Here is an 18504-nt window from a genome sequence, read left to right as displayed (position 1 = left end):
GATTTTTTTATGGAGAAGAGTTCAGTAAAATTAAAAGATAAAACTATTAAAATTAATTATAGAAAATTTAATAGATATATGGAATTAAATACAATTGTATTTATATCAATGGCATTTTTGCTAAGTAGGACTATTTTGATGGATACTATAGCACCTCTGGGATTAGCATTTTTCATATATGTATCTAAGATAGAAAAATATAGACTTCCTGCTTTTATGGCAACGTTGTTGGGAATAATCTTATCCGGAAACACTATGCCTTATATTTTGAAGTATATCCTATGCTTAATTATATATATGTCAATAAACAAGAAAATTAAAGGTGTTAATTCAACCTGGAAGATAGCTCTTTTGGGAACTTTTATTATATTACCTATATCTATTGGACAAGCTCTTTTATCTAATAGATATGTATATGATATTTTTATAGCAATTATGGAATCGTCTATAGTATTTATCGGAATATATATATTTTCTTATGGTATTGATTTGCTGAGTAACTCTAATAAGAAAATAACTATGAATGTAGAAGAAATTATATCTTTAAGTATAATAGTTACTTTAAGTATTATGGGAATAGGAGATATGTATATCTTAGGGGTGTCTTTAAAAACAGTCTTGTCTACAATACTTATTCTTATGGCATCTATTATTGGAGGTGCAGCTATGGGAGCTACTTCTGGGGTTATAGTTGGAATAGCATTTATGATAAGTGATATAACTAGTGCTATATATATGGGAGTGTTCTCTGTATCGGGACTAATAAGTGGGGCTTTTAACAAATTAAACAAATATATTTGTATAATAGGGTATATATTATCTTGGTTTATGATATATGGCTATAGTCTAGGTGTTGGATTGGATATTCAACAAATGAGGGATATGTTAATAGGGTGCTTAATAGTATTATTATTACCAAAGAAAGCTTTTGATAGAATAGAAAATAGGATAAGAGTTAATGTGAACTCTAATGAAGTAGTTAATGACTATATAGATAGAATGAAAAGCTTAACTAATAATAGACTATTAAATATGAGCAAAGCTTATGATAGTATAGCAGATACTTTTGATAAGATTAGAGAAAAAGAAAAAGTTGTAGATCAAAAGGACATAGCAAGTATAATAGATATGATTTATATTGATCAGTGTAAAAACTGTGGAATGAAAAGAAGATGCTGGGACTTAAAATTTAATTATACATATACTCTTATGAATGAAATATTACAAAGCATAGAGGAAGAAGGAGAACTTAAAATAGACAGTGTACCAGAGGATTTTATAAAAGAATGTATAACTCCAGAGGGAGTAATTAAAACAATAAATAATTATTATAAGTTATTTTTAGTAGATTATAATTGGACAGTAAGATTTTCAGAAAGTAGAAAATTAATAGCAAACCAAATAAGAAGTATATCAAAATCTATGAAGTCTATATCCTATGATTTAGAAAATAATATTGTGCTAGACTTAGAGAAAGAAAATGATTTAAAAGATGAATTAGAAAGAAACTGCATTTCAGTAAACAAGATAAATTATATAACAAAGAGTGATGATGACTTTGAAATAGTAATAAATAAAGATAACTGCATAGATGGATGTCTATGCGATAAAAAGCTAACAAATATTATATCTGATTATATGGGAACTAGTGTATCTGCTCAAAAGGTTGGATGTAGATCTTTAGGTCAAGAATGTAAAATAACTTTTAGTAGAAGTCAAAAATATAAAGCTATAACTGAAGTGATATCAATGTCAAAAGATGGACATATATTATGTGGGGATAATTATACACATATGGAGATAAGAGATAGTAAATATATGATGGCCATAAGCGATGGAATGGGTAAAGGTCGAAAAGCATATGAAGAATCATCTATAACTATAGATATATTAGAAAAAATGATGGATGCGAAAATTGAAGATGAAATAGTTATCAACACAATTAATAACATGTTATTATTAAAATCGTCAGATGAGATGTTCTCTACATTAGATTTAGGAATAGTTGATTTAAAAAGAGGAATACTAGAAACTATAAAGATGGGGGCATGCCCTACATATATAATGAGAGATAATAAAGATATAGATTTAATATCCTCATCATCATTACCAGTGGGGATTTTATGTGATATAAACTTAGATAGAAAGACAACAAAGGTTAAAGATGGTGATTATATAATTATGGTATCTGATGGAATATTAGATGCTGGTAAGAATAACAATATGGGTGATAACTGGTTAATATACTTCATAAAAGATATGCAAACTACCAATCCAAAAGAGATAGCTAATTTAATACTAGACAAATCTCTTGAAATGCAAGGTGAAACTATAGAGGATGATATGACAGTATTAGTTACTAAGATATATAAAAATTAACTTATCAACATATTGTTAATAACATGTTATTAAAATGTGGATAAGTTTAGAGTTGAGTAATATTAGCCTATATATATTGAAAACACAAAGTTCGACAAAGTAAAACAATAAATAAAAAAATATTTTTTTGATGCAATGAAATTGTATACAAATAAACTAAAAGTATTTATTAACAATATAAGTGAATAACCTACAAAAACTTGTTGATAAGTATTAAATAATTGTTAATAAGTATGTTAAAAGTCAAAATTAAAAAAATTCCAATAGAATAAGAATATTGGAAAAACTAAATATTTGTCGTAATATAGATTGTTAATATGTTGATAAGTATGTGGATAAAGTGTTTATGTATAAATATTTAAAATGGTAATAGTTGAATAATAAGGAACAAAAAAGCCATCCTATAAGTAAGTAGATTTTATTGAAAGGATGGCTTTTTATGAGCAATAAAATATATTATAAAGCAATTATGATTTTGTCTATATCTGTTTTTTGTATAGGAGCTATGCCAGAAATATCTTATGGTAATGATTTTTTGCATAATAAAAGTATTATAGCAATAGACAATCAAGAAGAGACTAAACAAGAAAATAAGAAACCTATTGACTATAATAAGATGTGTTGGAATCTACAAGCATTATATAAAAATGATGCTGAATGGGAAAAAGATTTAAAAAAATTTACAAAAGATATAAAGGAATTAAAAAATTATACAGGTAAAATTACCAAGTCTAAGACTCATTTGGATTTTGCACTAGAAATAAAAGAAAGATTAGATATAAAATTAAATAAGCTTGGAGGATATGTAAAATTAAAAAAGGATATAAGTAAAAATTCGTATAAATACTTAGCAATGGATGAAAAATTAGATAATGTATATAGAGACTATAGAATGGTATGTTCAGGTTTAGAATTAGAGGTTCTGAAATTATCAGATAAAGAATTTAAAGAAATCTCATCTAGTAAGAAAATAAAAAGTAAATATAATAGATATTTGTCAAGCATAAGAAGTTCTAAAGATTATTATCTAGATCAAACTTCAGAAAACATACTTGCAGATGTATCGAAAATAACATCATTACCAGGATATATATATGAACTCTTTAGAAATATGGATAAAAAAACAAATTTAAATCCATCTGAGTATAGTCAAGCTTTAGAATCTTTTGATAGAAATGAAAGAAAATCAGCTTACCAAAATGAATTTGTATCTTATAATGACAATATAAATACTTTAGCAGGGCTATTAGTAGGACAAGTAAATAAGAATATATTTTATTCCACTCAAAGAGGATATGAGTCTTCTTTAGATATGTACTTAAAAAGTGATGGGGTAAACACCAAAGTATATGATAGATTAATCGAAACTGTGAGTGATAATACATCTAGCTTGCATAAATATATATCCTTAAGAAAAAAGGCTCTTAATTTAGATAAAGTATATTATTATGATATGTTTGTTCCGATAGTAGATAGTGTTGATAATAGTATAGGATATGAAAAAGCACAAGGAATTATATATTCAGCATTAGCACCTTTAGGTAAAGAATATAGTGATATAGTATATAAAGCTTTTAATGAAAGATGGATTGATGTATATTCGAAAGATGAAAAAGTAAGTGGTGCATATTGTTTATCTGTTTATGATGCTCATCCATATATATTATTAAATTATGGAAGCAATTTAAGTTCAGTATCTACATTAGCTCATGAACTTGGGCATGGAGTATACTCTTATATGAGTGCCAAAAATCAAAATTATTATAATTCAAATCCATCTATATTCACTCATGAGGTAGCATCAACAACTAATGAAGCTTTATTGTATGAAGTGTTAATAAAGAATGCTACAAATGATAAAGAAAAGGCATATTATATAACTCAATACTTAGACTTAATAAAAGATACAGTATTTATTCAGACTATGTATGCTGAGTTTGAAAAAATTATACATGAGATGATGGAAAATGGAGAAGTTGTAAATACACTAGTATTAGATGATACTTGGGGAAAATTACTTCAAAAATATTATGGTAAAGATTATGAATTAGATCAATTAGCAAAAGTAGGATGGTCTAGAATACCGCACTTCTATAATAGTTTTTATGTATATAAGTATGCTACAGGATGTAGTGCAGGTGTTGCATTTGCACAAGATATCTTAAAAAATGGTTCAGATAATTATATTAGTTTTCTAAAAAAAGGAAGTTCAGATTCCCCTACAAATCTTCTGAAAAAAGCAGGAGTAGATTTAACGAGTACACAACCTATAGAAAATACAATAAATAAATTTGATGAATTAGTTAAAGAGTTAGAAACGATTATAGTTAAATAATATAGGTTATTAGTAATATAACTATATAAAAAGTCCTATTTTTGCTAAGTAGGACTTTTTATATAGGATTGATTATTAATGGAAGGAAAGTCATATATAAGAATATAAAATGATTTTTTAAGCTATCAAAAGCATATTTAATATGATTAATACAATATGGATATAATTGAAGCAAAAAAGTAATTTTAAAAGATACTTATAAATATGGTATAATAGCAGCTAAGTATATAGAAGAGAGATTTTAAAGAATAATTTGTGGAGTACATTAACTCAATTATAGAGAGTATAATAAATAATTTATTTGAGGTGGAATAAATGGCAAAAAATCAAAAGAAAAAAAATAAAATTATAGCAATATCAGTAGTAGTAGTACTTGTTGCTACTAGCATGACGACACTATTTGGATTATTAGCAGCTATGATGTAAGAAACTAACCCTTTGGTTAGTTTTTTATTTTAAAGAAATTAAATTAGGTTCTATATAAAATATTAATTTATAAGATTTGTATTAGACATTAAAAAATATATCTTTATATTAATTTATCATCTAATAAATTAAGTAAAATTTATTTAAAATATAACATACTAGTATGTGTAGGGTTATTATAATACACTAAATAATAAAAAGTGATACACATGTTTACTAATTAACAAATATAATATATAATTTTTCTTAGTAAAACTAACTAAGGAGATGGAGTATATTATGGATAGAAATTTAGCGCTAGAACTTGTTAGGGTAACGGAATCAGCTGCATTAGTATCTTCTAAATTCATGGGTAAAGGAGATAAAAATGGAGCAGATGGAGCAGCAGTAGAGGCTATGAGGAGAGCTTTTGAATCAATAAAAATAGATGGTGAAGTTGTTATAGGTGAAGGTGAACTAGACGAAGCACCAATGCTTTATATTGGGGAAAAAGTTGGTATGAGAACGAAGGGGAGTATGGAAGTTGATATAGCAGTAGATCCACTAGATGGGACTACATTAATAGCTAAAGGACTTCCAAATGCTATATCAGTAATAGCCATGGGAGCTAAGGGAAGTTTATTAAATGCACCAGATACTTATATGAAAAAAATAATAGTAGGGCCAAAGGCAAAAGGAAGTATAGATTTAAATAAATCTCATGAAGAAAATATAAAAAATGTTGCTAAAGCTTTAGGTAAAAAAACAACTCAAATGACTATAATAGTTCAAGATAGAGAAAGACATAATGATATAATAGAAGCTGCAAGAAAACTAGGGGCTAGAATAAAAATGTTTGGAGATGGAGATGTAGCAGCTGCTATAGCTACTTGCTTCGAAGAAACAGGAATAGATATGCTTATGGGAATAGGTGGAGGACCAGAAGGTGTAATAACTGCTGCTGCCATAAAATGTATGGGAGGAGATATGGAAGGCCAAATATATCCTTTAAGTGAACAAGAGAGAGAAAGATGTCATGAAATGGGATTTTCTGATGAGGACTTACAAAAAGTTTTAACTATTGATGACTTAGCAAAAGGAGATGAATTATTCTTTGCTGCTACAGGAATTACAGAAGGTGATTTATTAAAGGGAGTAATACAAATAGGGAACAATAGGGCTAAGACACAATCTGTAGTTATGAGAGCAAAAACTGGGACTATAAGGTTTGTTGATGCAATACATAATTTAGATAAAAATGATATATTAGTAGATTTAATGAAAAAATATAATATGGAATAGAAGTATAATAAATATAGGTTTATTGTCTGAATAAGCCTATATTTTTTTATCGAGGAAATATAAATATACATAAATAGTTTAAAGTTTTTAAAAATAGTATAATATATAGTATATAGAATAATTATTATATATAGCTATGTTTGTATGTTGACCAGTATAGAAGATAAGTGATATTATAAAAATTAATTATAAGTAAATCTTTTCTTTTTCACACCTTTAAATCCCATAGATTAAATGGAAGATATAATAAAGAGATATAGATGAGGAGGATTCTTTTGAATATAGATAACATAAAAGTATCTGAATTAGACGATAAGACTCTACTTCAGTTAAAAGAGATAGCAAAAGAAATAGGCATAAAGTCTATAAGCAAGTATAAAAAGAATGAATTAATAGATATAATAAAAGAAAGTTTAGAAAAAGACAGTGTAGAGAAAGAACAGAAAGTTAAACAAATAGAAGTTAAAGAAGAGAGAAATAGTCAACAAAGAAACGAAGAAAATAGAAATAATCGTAATACAGAAAACAGAAATCATAGAAATAATACGGAAAATAATCATAGAAATCATATAGAAAATAACAATACTAGAAATAATAAAGGATACTATACTCAAAAGGTAGTAGATGAATCTAAAATAATAGATGAATTTAATACATCAAAAGATGATGAGGTAGTAGGAGTTCTTGAAATACTTCCAGATGGGTTTGGATTCTTAAGAGGGTCAAATTACCTATCTACAGAAGGAGATGTTTATGTATCGCCTTCTCAAATAAGAAGATTTAATATGAAAACTGGAGATAAGATAAAAGGAATAACTAGACACCCTAAAACAGGAGAAAAGTTCAGGGCTCTTTTATATGTTCAAAAAATAAATGACGAGAAGCCTGAAACAGCGATACAAAGAAAGGCCTTTGAATTATTAACTCCAATATACCCAGAAGAAAGACTTACATTAGAAAGACATCAACATGATATAGCTACCAGATTAATAGATTTAATATCTCCGATAGGAAAGGGTCAAAGAGGATTAATAGTTGCACCTCCTAAAGCAGGTAAGACAAGCTTATTAAAAAATGTAGCAAATAGTATAGCTAAAAATCATCCTAATGTAGAACTTATAGTACTTCTTATAGATGAAAGACCAGAAGAAGTTACTGATATGAGAGAATCTATTAATGGAGATGTTATATACTCAACATTTGACCAAGTATCTAGCCACCATGTTAAAGTCGCTGAAATGGTATTAAATAGAGCACAAAGACTAGTTGAACATGGAAAGGATGTAGTTATATTATTAGATAGTATAACTAGACTTGCGAGAGCTTATAATTTAACAATATCTCCAACAGGAAGAACTTTATCTGGAGGACTTGATCCAGGAGCATTACATGGGCCTAAGAAATTCTTTGGTGCAGCTAGAAATATAAGACAAGGTGGTTCGTTAACTATACTTGCGACTGCTTTAGTAGAAACAGGTTCTAGAATGGATGATGTAATATTTGAAGAATTCAAAGGAACTGGAAATATGGAGCTTAACTTAGACAGAAAGTTAGCTGAAAAGAGAATATTCCCAGCTGTAGATATATACAAGTCAGGAACAAGAAGAGAAGATCTATTACTTACAGAAGAAGAGAAGTCAGCTTTATATAAATTAAGAAGAGAAATGAGTAATAATTCTGTATTAGAGGTTACAGATAAAGTTATAGAATTATTAAAAAGAACAAAGAATAATGAAGAGTTTATCAAATCGATAAAAGGAATTTAATCTAAAGAAAAACTGCTTGTACCAATAAAAAACTTATGTTATAATGGTGTAGTTGATAATGCAAAACGAAAAAATTAATATAGTTAATTTATAAAATTTGAGAAGAGGTGAATATGATGCAAAAAGATATACAACCAAAATACGAAGCTGTAGAAGTACGTTGTGCTTGTGGGAACACTTTCAAAGCTGGTTCTGTTAAGGACGAGATAAAAATAGAAATATGTTCTGAGTGCCATCCTTTCTATACTGGAAAGCAAAAGAATATAGAAGCAGGTGGAAGAATAGACAAGTTCAAGAAGAGATTCAAAATGGACTAATCTTTACAAAAATGGAGTTGGGCAGCCAACTCCTATTTTAATGTAATCTAACAATCATAGGGGGTACGAAATATGTATAGACCTGTAAATCACGGGTATATAGAGGTTGTCATAGGACCTATGTACAGTGGTAAAAGTGAAGAGCTTATAAGAAGATTGAGAAGAGCTAAAATAGCAAAACAAAATGTAGTAGTATTTAAGCCTCAAATAGATAATAGATATAGTAAAGAGGATGTTGTTTCACATAATGGAGACAGTATAAATGCAATACCTATAAGTAATGCAAGAGAGATATATAATCATATAGATAATAAGACTCAGGTGGTAGGAATTGATGAAGTTCAGTTCTTTGATGAAGAAATAGTTGAAATAGCTATGAACTTAGCAGATAAAGGTATAAGAGTTATTGCTGCTGGTCTTGATATGGACTTTAAAGGAGAGCCTTTTGGACCAACACCAAAGTTATTAGCTGTTGCAGAATTTGTTGATAAGATACAAGCTATATGTTCAGTATGTGGACAGCCAGCTAATAGATCTCAAAGATTAATAAATGGAGAACCTGCAAGATATGATGACCCTATAATACAAGTAGGGGCTGTTGAAACTTATGAAGCTAGATGCAGAAAATGTCATGTGGTTTATAAAGATAAAAAATAATTGAAAGTAAAGGGAGTTTCTTAAAATGATGTTAATCACCAAGGAATGCTCCCTTTTATAATATAAAAAGTCTATTTTAATACATACTCTTATATTATAATAAAGAAATAAGTAAAGTATAAAATAAAGAGGTGAATTAATGAAGAAGCAATCTGTAGGTGGTCAGGCTGTAATCGAAGGGGTTATGATGCAGTCTAAAGAAAAAAGAGCCGTTGCAGTGAGGAAAAGCAATGGGGAGATTGTTGTAAAGAAAAATAGAGTAAAAAGTTGGATAAAAGATAAGAATATAGATAAAATACCATTTTTAAGAGGTTCATTTGTATTAATCGAGACAATGGTAGAAGGTATTAAAAGTTTAAACTTCTCATCAGAATTTTTTTTAGATGAAGAAGAAGAGGATGCTTTTGACAGGTTTTTCAAGAGTATATTTAAAGATAAAGCTAATGATGTGATGATAGGTTTGACTATGATAATATCTATTATTTTATCAATAGGATTATTTGTACTAATTCCTACTGTAGTAGGAGGTTTGTTTTCAAAATATATACAAAGCGATTTCGTATTAAACCTAATAGAAGGCTTTGCTAGAATAGCTATTTTATTTATATACATAGTAGGAATATCTAAGAGTAAAGATATAGAAAGGGTATTTCAATATCATGGTGCCGAGCATAAATCTATATACTGCTATGAAAGTGGAGAAGAGCTTACAGTAGAAAATGCTAGAAAATTTACTAGACTACACCCGAGGTGTGGGACTAACTTTTTATTTATAGTTATGTTTACGTCTATTATACTATTCTCTTTCTTTGGATGGCCTAATCCCATATTAAGAGTGGTTATGAGAATAATATGTATTCCTGTGGTTGCTGGAATATCTTATGAAATAATAAGATTTCTTGGGAAATATAATAATAGTCTTACTAAAATTGTCGCATATCCAGGAATGTTTTTACAAAACTTTACAACTAAAGAACCTGATGATGAGCAATTAGAAGTAGCACTAACAGCATTAAAAGCTGTAATAGAAGAAAAATAAAGGTGATAATATGACAATAAGAGACATACTTATAAAGTATATGGAGGAATTAAAAGAAATAAGTGACACTCCAAGATTAGACACGGAAATTATTTTACAAAAAGTACTTGGAGATGTGGATAGAATTTATATCCATTTAAACTTAAATAAAGAATTAACTAAAGAACAATATAAAATGTTTTTAAGTTTAATATCAGAAAGGATAAATGGAAGACCGATAGCTTATATAGTAGGTAATAGAGAATTTATGGGACTTGATTTCTTTGTAAAAGAAGGTGTTTTAATACCTAGACCTGATACAGAACCTTTAGTGGAAGAAATTATTGAACTTTGTAAGGATAAAGAAGTTAATATAGTGGATATAGGAACAGGTTCAGGGGCTATAACTGTAAGTCTAGCTAAGTATATAGAAAAATCTAAAGTTGTATCTTTAGATATATCGGATATACCTTTAGAAGTGGGAAAAATAAATGCAATAAACAATGGTGTAGATGATAAGGTCGTATTTAAGAAATCAGATTTATTTTCAGCTATTGAAAATATAGAAACTAAATTTGATGTTATAGTTTCAAATCCACCATATATACCTAAAAGGGACATAGAAACACTTCATACGCAAGTTAAAGATTATGAGCCATACAATGCCTTAGAAGGTGGAGAAGATGGACTTGATTTCTATAGAGATATAACCAAACAATCAGTAAGATATATTAAAGAAAATGGAATATTGGCATATGAAGTTGGGCATGATCAAGCAGAAGATGTAAAGCGAATTATGGAAGCTAATGGATACACAAATATATATACAAAGAAGGATATACAAGGTATTGATAGAGTTGTTATAGGCTATAAACTATGATATAATGAAAAATTGATATGTTACAATAAACGAGGTGAAAAAGGATGCTAAAAAAATTAGATGTATTAGAAGATAAATACAAAGATTTAACAGAAAAAATAAGTGATCCGGAAATAATAAATGATCAAAAAACTTGGCAAAAGTACATGAAAGAACATTCTGACTTAGAGCCAATAGTAATGAAGTATAGAGAATATAAAAATGTTTTAACTAGTATAGCTGATTCAAAGGAAATACTACAAGAAGAATCAGATGAAGAGTTAAGAGACCTAGCTAAGATGGAATTATCTGAGTTAGAAGAGCAAGTAGAACCTCTAGAAGCGGAATTAAAGATATTATTATTACCAAAGGACCCTAACGATGAAAAGAACGTAATCGTTGAGATAAGAGGAGGAGCTGGTGGAGATGAAGCAGCTCTATTCGCAGGGGACCTATTCAGAATGTATTCAAGATACGCTGAAAGAAGAAGATGGAAAATGGAATTATTAAGTGCAAGTGATACTGGTGTTGGTGGATATAAAGAGGTATCATTCTTAATAAAAGGTAAGGGAGCTTACTCAAGACTTAAATATGAGTCAGGAGTTCATAGAGTTCAAAGAATACCATCTACTGAATCAGGAGGAAGAATCCATACATCTACTGCAACAGTTGCAGTTTTACCAGAAGTTGAAACAGTAGAAGTAAACATAAACCCAAATGACTTAAGAATAGATGTTTTCCGTTCTTCAGGAAATGGTGGGCAAAGTGTTAACACTACTGACTCTGCGGTAAGAATAACTCACATACCTACAGGAGAGGTAGTATCTTGTCAGGATGGTAAATCACAGTTAAAAAATAAAGAACAAGCATTAAAAATACTAGTAGCAAGACTTAATGATAAAGCTATAGCTGAGCAAAACAAAGATATAGCAGCGGAAAGAAAGAGTCAGGTTGGTACTGGAGATAGATCTGAAAGAATAAGAACTTACAACTTCCCTCAAGGAAGAGTTAGTGATCATAGAATAAACTTAACATTATATAAGTTAGATTCATTCTTAGATGGAGATATAGATGAAATGATAGATGCTTTAATAACTGTAGATCAAACTGAGAAAATGGCATCACTATAATTTGATTAAATCTAATCCTTCTATTAATCCCTATTAATTTAGGGATTTTTATATAACATGAATAAATATGTTCCTTCTTTAAGTATACATTAGTATATAAAATTTAAAGGAGGAGCATATGATACTTAAAATAACATTAATAGGACTTTTAGCAGGTGTAATAGGAACTGGTATGGGTGGTGTTATATCCGCAGTTTTCAAGAAAAATGTGGACAAATATCTTAGTTTTTTTATGGGGATATCTGGAGGCATAATGTTAGCTGTAGTAGTTTTCGATTTGATGAATGAGTCAATGGAGGAAATGGGAATAGCATATACTTCCTTATTTGTATTAATTGGTGTACTTATCACCATGTATATAAAAAATAAGCTCGATATACCTAGTGACTTAAAATCTGGATATCTTGTTTTTATTAGTATATTACTTCACAATCTACCGGAGGGGTTAGCGATTGGATCGTCTTTTATATCGGAGGAATCCTTTGGTATAACTTTAGCAATAATAATTGGAATTCACAATATTCCAGAAGGATTAGCTATGGCACTTAGTTTAGTGGGGTCTAAAATTAAAATACCAAAAGTGATTGGATTTACACTGTTAGCAGGAGTTCCTATGGGTGTGGGTAGTTTTTTAGGTGGTTGTTTTGGGATAGTATTTAATTCTTTAATGGGTATTTTTCTTTCTTTAGCTGCAGGAACTATGATATATGTAGTTTTAGAAGAAATATTTCCAAAGTCAACGACATTACATTGTATAATTGGTTTTTTAGTAGGTACAATAATTGTAAAGTGTATTTAAGCTAAAAATGAAAGTAGGCATACAAAAGATGAAAACAATAATAAGTAAAATAGATGTTAATAACATAAATGTAGAAGAATTAAAAAAACAAGCAGAATTATTAAAAGAAGGAAAGACTGTAATATTCCCGACTGAAACAGTATATGGTCTAGGAGCAAATGCTCTAGATGAAAATGCCGTAAAGAAAATATATGAAGCTAAAGGCAGACCTAGCGATAATCCACTTATAGTACATATATATGATAGAGAAGAAGTTAGAGATCTGGCTAAAGATATAAGTAATAAAGCCGAGATTGTTATGGATAAGTTTTGGCCAGGACCAATAACTATAATACTTAATAAAAAAGACATAGTTCCTAACACGACTAGTGGAGGATTAGATACGGTAGCTATAAGGATGCCGTCTCATAAAATAGCAAGAGAACTTATAAAACAATCAGGACTACCTATTGCAGCACCATCTGCTAATATATCAGGTAGACCATCTCCAACTAAAGGTAACCATGTAAAAGAAGAAATGGATGGAAGAGTTAGTGGTATTGTTTTAGGTGGAAATTGTGATTTTGGACTGGAATCTACAGTGTTAGACCTTACAGGTGAGGTACCTATGATACTTAGACCTGGAAGTATAACAAAAGAAGATCTAGAAGAAGTTTTAGGAGAAGTTTTGGTCGATCCTTCTCTATTAAAAAAAGAAGATAATAAAAAAGCAAAAGCACCTGGGATGAAGTATACACATTATTCTCCTGATGCAGACGTATACATAGTGTCAGGGAATGATAAAGATGTTATCAATAAAATAAATCAAATCATACGTGAAAACTCTGAAAATGGTATTAAATCTGGAGTGATGTGTGTAGAAAAAAATAAAGAAGTATATGAAGGAGAAGTTATTTCTTTGGGGAATACTTTAGAAGAAGTAGGAAGCAATTTATTTGATGTACTAAGAGAAATGGATAAAAGAAATGTAGATATAGTTTATTCTGAATCCTTTGAAATGACTGGTGTAGGTCAAGCTATAATGAATAGATTACTTAAATCGGCAGGATATAAAGTAATAAAAGCATAAATTTATGGCAAAAGTAGGTTAAAATATATTATAATAATATAAATTGGAGGACTAGGCAGATGAAAATAGGACTAGGTAGTGATCATGGAGGATATAATCTTAAGGAAGAAATAAAAAAGCACTTAGAAGCTAAAGGCATAGAGTGTGTAGATTTTGGACCAAAAAATGACTTAGAATCAGTGGACTATCCTATATATGGGGAGATAGTTGCCAATTCAGTAGTAAATAAAGAGATTGATTATGGAATAATTTGCTGTGGAACAGGAATAGGTATATCTTTAGCAGCTAATAAAGTTAAAGGAATTAGATGTGCTGTAGTATCTGATGTTTTCTCAGCTAAGATGTCTAAAGCTCATAATGATGCAAACATGTTATCTTTAGGCGAGAGAGTTTTAGGAAGAGGATTAGCTTTAGAAATAGTAGATGCATGGATAAATACAGAATTTGAAGGCGGTAGACACTCAAAAAGAGTTGATATGATAAAAGAAATAGAAAAAAAGCACAGCAAATAGGAGGTAGTCATAATGGGTAAAGTAATAATCACAGATCATCCATTAATACAACACAAGTTAACATTAATGAGAGATAAGAACACTGGGTCAAAGGATTTCAGACAACTTTTAACAGAAATAAGTATGTTAATGGGATATGAAATAACAAGAGACTTACAATTAGAAGAGGTGGAGATAGAAACACCAGTAGTAAAAACTGCATCTAAGGTTATAGCAGGTAAAAAGTTAGGAATAGTACCAATACTAAGAGCAGGTTTAGGTATGGTAGATGGACTTATAAGTTTAACACCAGCTGCAAAAGTTGGTCATGTAGGCTTATACAGAGATCCAGAAACATTACAACCAGTAGAATACTACTGTAAATTACCACAAGATATAGAAGAAAGAGAAATGATAGTTGTAGATCCAATGCTTGCTACGGGTGGATCTGCAGTTGCAGCTATAGATGTACTTAAAGCAAGAGGGGCTAAGTTTATAAGATTAGTTAACTTAGTTGCTGCTCCAGAAGGTATAGCAGAAGTTCAAAAATATCATCCAGATGTAGATATATATGTTGCATCAGTAGATGAAAAATTAAATGAGCATGGTTATATAGTTCCAGGTTTAGGAGATGCAGGAGACAGACTATACGGTACAAAGTAATAAGACAACATGGAAAAGGTATCTATAAAATTTATAGATGCCTTTTTAATAACGAGTAAGGAAAAGGATATCTGTTAAAGAGGTGAAGTTAAAAAAAATAACAAAACTTTAAATGAAGAAATTTCTATATTATGCTAGTCGGTTTAAATTGTTATTGAGAATCAGAATATTTAATTATTAATCTTAAAACATGCATAAATGAGTGAATAGGTAGAATAATATACAAAAACCATTAAAATTTTATAAATATATATTAAATATTATTTAAATGGGATAGAAATTGTATAGTTTGAATAATATATTTATGAAAACATTTTATTCAAGTTATATACCTATAATGGCTTAAATTGGTGCTTTCACAAAACTTCAAATGAATTCAAAAAAAATCAAATTTAATAAAAAAATGTTTAAAAATTGCTGAAAAAGTGGTAATATAGGATATATGGTTTTTTATATAAAGGGCTCAAAGTGGGTCTTATAAATCATGTACATAAGTAAATTTAATGAATATATAAGAAACTATTCATAGAGAGGTATCTAATGTATGAGTAAACACAAGATATACATGGAAATAGCTAAGATGCTTTCTTTGATAAGTCAAGTAGGGTTGATGATATTAATTCCTATATTTGGGTGTACCTTTTTAGGAAAGTTTTTTGATTCCAAATTTAATACAGAACCAATATTTATGATAGTATTTTTATTATTAGGAGTTGGTGGAGCATTTATGGGAGTTTATAAAACTTTAATAGTATACACAAAAAGGAAGTGATTATATGCATACAAAACTACAAGATGAAATAAACTACGTAACAAAGGGAGTTATAGTTTACGATCTTATAGCTATTATATTATTGTTGATAACTTCAACATTTAGCAAAGAAATGCTTTTAGGGTTGATATTTGGTACGATAATAGCTGTACTTAATTTTAGATTGTTAGCTATAACAATAGAAAAATCGGTAACTATGCCTGTTTCTAAGGCTCAAATATACTCAGCTGGTCAATATTTGCTGAGGATGACTGTGACAGGAGTAGTGCTATTTGTCTCTGTAAAAGCCCCATACATACATGTATTAGGGGTTGCAATAGGGTTATTAAGTCCTAAGTTTGTTATATTAACAAAAACATTCTTAATAGACAAACTCAAAAGAAAGGAGGCGTAAGTATGAGCCAAGCAAAATGGGTTATATTTTTCGGTAACTTTAAATTAAGTGAAACCGTAGTAACAAGTTGGTTAATACTTGCAGGGCTTGCTTTAGCTTCTTACTTAATGACAAGAAACCTAAAGAAAGTTCCAACAAGTAAATTGCAAATATTCTTAGAATTTGCTATAGGTGGGCTTGCTAAATTAGTAGAAGATACTATGGGTAAGGAAACTGTAAAAAGAATGCCAAATGTGGTTCCGTACATAGGAAGTTTATTTTTATTCTTTGCGGTTTCTAACTTAATAGGATTATTAGGATTTAGATCACCTACAACAGATTTAGATACTACATTAGCATGGTCATTAATAACATTCGTTATGATTTATTATGCAGGTGTTAAATTTAATGGTCCAGTATACTTCAAAGGATTATTAGAGCCAAACCCACTGTTATTACCACTTAACTTAATAGGAGAATTAGCGAAACCAGTTTCACTAAGTTTCCGTCCATTTGGTAATATACTTGGTGGAGCCGTTATAATGGCTTTACTATATGACTTCTTGGGATATCTATCAACATTAATCCCAGGTGTTACAATACCTTTTGGTCAGTTAATAATACCAGTACCACTGCACTTATATTTTGATATATTTGCTGGATTATTACAGTCATTTATATTCATAATGTTAACGATGGTATTCGTAGGAAGTGCAGCAACAGAATAAAAAAATATTAAATAATCAAAATTTTAAAAAATTAGAATTTCTAAGGAGGAAGTAATTATGGAAACAGCTATAATAGCAGCAGCTTCAGCTATAGGAGCAGGTATCGCAGTTGCAACAGGTATAGGAGCAGGAATAGGACAAGGATTCGCAGCAGGTAAAGGTGCAGAAGCAGTTGGAAACCAACCAGAAGCACAAGGTGATATAATAAAAACAATGTTACTTGGAGCAGCAGTAGCAGAGTCTTCAGCAATATACGGACTAGTTATAGCAATAATCCTTCTATTTGCTAATCCATTAATGTAAGGAAATTATGAATGAATATTAAGAAATTTTGTAAATAGGAGATGGGGAGAGCCATCTCCTACTTACGAATTGTGATTAGTAGGAAGGAGGATAACATATGGAATTCAAGCCACTTATAGGCATATCATATGAATTAATATTCCAGCTTATAAATACATTCCTAGTATTTGTAATATTAAAGAAACTTTTATTCAAACCAGTATTAGGAATAATCGAAGCTAGAGAAAAAGACATCAGAGAAAACTTAGCACAAGGAGAAGTTGCTAAGACAGAAGGTTTATCTTTAAAGAAAGAATATGAAGAAAAGATAATCTCAGCTAAAAACGAAGGTCAAGAAATAATAAAACAAGCTACATTAAGAGCAGAGCAAAAAGAATCTGAAATGATAGCTAATGCTAAAAATGAAGCACAAAATATAAGAGAAAAAGCTAATAAAGATATAGAACAAGAAAGACAAAAAGCTATGAATGAAATCAAAAACGATATATCTGATATAGCATTATTAGCAGCATCTAAAGTTATTGAGAAAGATATAGATAAATCTAAGCACAAGGATTTAATAGATAACTTTATAAAAGAGGTAGGCGAAGCTAAATGATGAATGTAGTCGCGAGTAGATATGCTGAAGCCTTATTTCAAGTAGGAGAAGAAACTAACACAACTGCTAGTTTAAATGAAGAATTAGTAGCAGTTGTAAACATACTAAAATCTAACGAAGATTTTTTCAATGTTTTAAAATCTCCTCTTGTAGGAAAAGGAGAAAAGAAAGACTTATTAAAGAAGGTTTTTCAAAATCAGTTGAGTGAAAATTTAAGCAATTTCTTAAAAATAATGATAGATAAAGATAGAGTTTCAGTTATAGAAGCTGTTCAAAACTCATTTAAAGCATTATTAAATGAAAAAGAAAATGTGTTAGAAGGAACTGCAATAACTGCAGTACCTATGTCTCAAGAAGAAATTAAAGAACTTGAGTTAAAACTTTCAAAAAAATACAACAAAAATGTTACTTTAGAAAACAACGTTGATGAATCTATACTAGGAGGAGTTCTAGTTAGACTTGGAAACGAAGAGATAGACGGAACTGTTAAAACTCGTTTAGCAGGAATGAAAAATATACTATCTCAAGTAATATCTTAGA

General features: G+C 29.3%; 19 protein-coding genes. All 19 read left to right on the top strand.

Features of this window, described 5'->3' with window-relative positions; all coding sequences use genetic code 11:
* Window positions 1–9 precede the first annotated feature (9 nt).
* The 19 genes from spoIIE to I2H23_RS12200 all read left to right on the top strand — a co-directional run bounded on the left by spoIIE (window position 10) and on the right by I2H23_RS12200 (window position 18503).
* Window positions 10–2379: a stage II sporulation protein E gene (spoIIE, locus tag I2H23_RS12290; RefSeq protein WP_092921431.1), complete on the top strand. Its 2370-nt coding sequence runs from the start codon at window positions 10–12 to the stop codon at window positions 2377–2379.
* Window positions 2380–2995: 616 nt separating this feature from the next.
* Window positions 2996–4714 carry an oligoendopeptidase F gene (pepF, locus tag I2H23_RS12285; protein WP_442970812.1) on the top strand — a complete coding sequence of 573 codons (1719 nt, stop codon included), beginning with the start codon at window positions 2996–2998 and terminating at the stop codon, window positions 4712–4714.
* Window positions 4715–5419: 705 nt separating this feature from the next.
* Entirely contained in the window at window positions 5420–6421 is a 1002-nt protein-coding gene (gene glpX / locus I2H23_RS12280) for a class II fructose-bisphosphatase (RefSeq protein ID WP_092921429.1), read from the top strand.
* A gap of 260 nt (window positions 6422–6681) precedes the next feature.
* Window positions 6682–8187, top strand: coding sequence for a transcription termination factor Rho (gene rho / locus I2H23_RS12275; RefSeq protein ID WP_092921427.1), 1506 nt, complete (start codon window positions 6682–6684; stop codon window positions 8185–8187).
* A gap of 116 nt (window positions 8188–8303) precedes the next feature.
* Window positions 8304–8504: a 50S ribosomal protein L31 gene (gene rpmE / locus I2H23_RS12270; protein ID WP_092727659.1), complete on the top strand. Its 201-nt coding sequence runs from the start codon at window positions 8304–8306 to the stop codon at window positions 8502–8504.
* Between the two features lie 72 nt (window positions 8505–8576).
* Window positions 8577–9161 carry a thymidine kinase gene (locus tag I2H23_RS12265; RefSeq protein ID WP_092921425.1) on the top strand — a complete coding sequence of 195 codons (585 nt, stop codon included), beginning with the start codon at window positions 8577–8579 and terminating at the stop codon, window positions 9159–9161.
* Window positions 9162–9300: 139 nt separating this feature from the next.
* Window positions 9301–10200 carry a DUF1385 domain-containing protein gene (locus I2H23_RS12260; RefSeq protein ID WP_092921423.1) on the top strand — a complete coding sequence of 300 codons (900 nt, stop codon included), beginning with the start codon at window positions 9301–9303 and terminating at the stop codon, window positions 10198–10200.
* Between the two features lie 10 nt (window positions 10201–10210).
* Window positions 10211–11059, top strand: coding sequence for a peptide chain release factor N(5)-glutamine methyltransferase (gene prmC, locus I2H23_RS12255; protein WP_092921421.1), 849 nt, complete (start codon window positions 10211–10213; stop codon window positions 11057–11059).
* A gap of 44 nt (window positions 11060–11103) precedes the next feature.
* Window positions 11104–12168 (top strand): peptide chain release factor 1, encoded by a 1065-nt coding sequence (gene prfA, locus I2H23_RS12250; RefSeq protein WP_092921419.1) that lies wholly within the window; start codon window positions 11104–11106, stop codon window positions 12166–12168.
* A gap of 118 nt (window positions 12169–12286) precedes the next feature.
* On the top strand, window positions 12287–12967 hold the full coding sequence (locus I2H23_RS12245; RefSeq protein ID WP_092921417.1) for a ZIP family metal transporter: 681 nt from the start codon (window positions 12287–12289) through the stop codon (window positions 12965–12967).
* Window positions 12968–12995: 28 nt separating this feature from the next.
* Window positions 12996–14036: an L-threonylcarbamoyladenylate synthase gene (locus tag I2H23_RS12240; protein ID WP_166504673.1), complete on the top strand. Its 1041-nt coding sequence runs from the start codon at window positions 12996–12998 to the stop codon at window positions 14034–14036.
* 59 nt (window positions 14037–14095) lie between these two features.
* Window positions 14096–14548 (top strand): ribose 5-phosphate isomerase B, encoded by a 453-nt coding sequence (rpiB, locus tag I2H23_RS12235; protein WP_195238520.1) that lies wholly within the window; start codon window positions 14096–14098, stop codon window positions 14546–14548.
* Window positions 14549–14560: 12 nt separating this feature from the next.
* A complete protein-coding gene (upp, locus tag I2H23_RS12230) occupies window positions 14561–15190 on the top strand; it encodes a uracil phosphoribosyltransferase (RefSeq protein ID WP_166504675.1) in 630 nt (209 codons plus the stop codon).
* Between the two features lie 544 nt (window positions 15191–15734).
* Complete coding sequence (locus I2H23_RS12225) at window positions 15735–15962, top strand: AtpZ/AtpI family protein (RefSeq protein ID WP_092921409.1); 228 nt, start codon at window positions 15735–15737, stop codon at window positions 15960–15962.
* A 4-nt stretch (window positions 15963–15966) separates the two neighbouring features.
* On the top strand, window positions 15967–16356 hold the full coding sequence (locus I2H23_RS12220) for an ATP synthase subunit I (RefSeq protein WP_092921407.1): 390 nt from the start codon (window positions 15967–15969) through the stop codon (window positions 16354–16356).
* 2 nt (window positions 16357–16358) lie between these two features.
* Entirely contained in the window at window positions 16359–17063 is a 705-nt protein-coding gene (atpB, locus tag I2H23_RS12215) for a F0F1 ATP synthase subunit A (protein WP_166504676.1), read from the top strand.
* 57 nt (window positions 17064–17120) lie between these two features.
* Entirely contained in the window at window positions 17121–17366 is a 246-nt protein-coding gene (gene atpE / locus I2H23_RS12210; protein WP_092921403.1) for an ATP synthase F0 subunit C, read from the top strand.
* 97 nt (window positions 17367–17463) lie between these two features.
* Window positions 17464–17964 (top strand): F0F1 ATP synthase subunit B, encoded by a 501-nt coding sequence (atpF, locus tag I2H23_RS12205; protein ID WP_092921401.1) that lies wholly within the window; start codon window positions 17464–17466, stop codon window positions 17962–17964.
* The gene (locus I2H23_RS12200) at window positions 17961–18503 is read left to right on the top strand and encodes a F0F1 ATP synthase subunit delta (protein ID WP_166504677.1); all 543 of its coding nucleotides are present in this window, start codon (window positions 17961–17963) and stop codon (window positions 18501–18503) included. The genes atpF and I2H23_RS12200 overlap by 4 nt, the downstream gene beginning before the upstream one ends.
* The last annotated feature ends 1 nt before the right edge of the window (window position 18504 follow it).

Origin of the sequence: Romboutsia sp. BSD2780061687b_171204_C1, assembly GCF_015560225.1 — a bacterium.
Taxonomy (GTDB): Bacteria; Bacillota; Clostridia; order Peptostreptococcales; family Peptostreptococcaceae; genus Romboutsia_C; species Romboutsia_C hominis.
The sequence above is the reverse complement of the archived record's forward strand: the minus strand, read 5'-3'. Positions and strand labels throughout refer to the sequence as shown.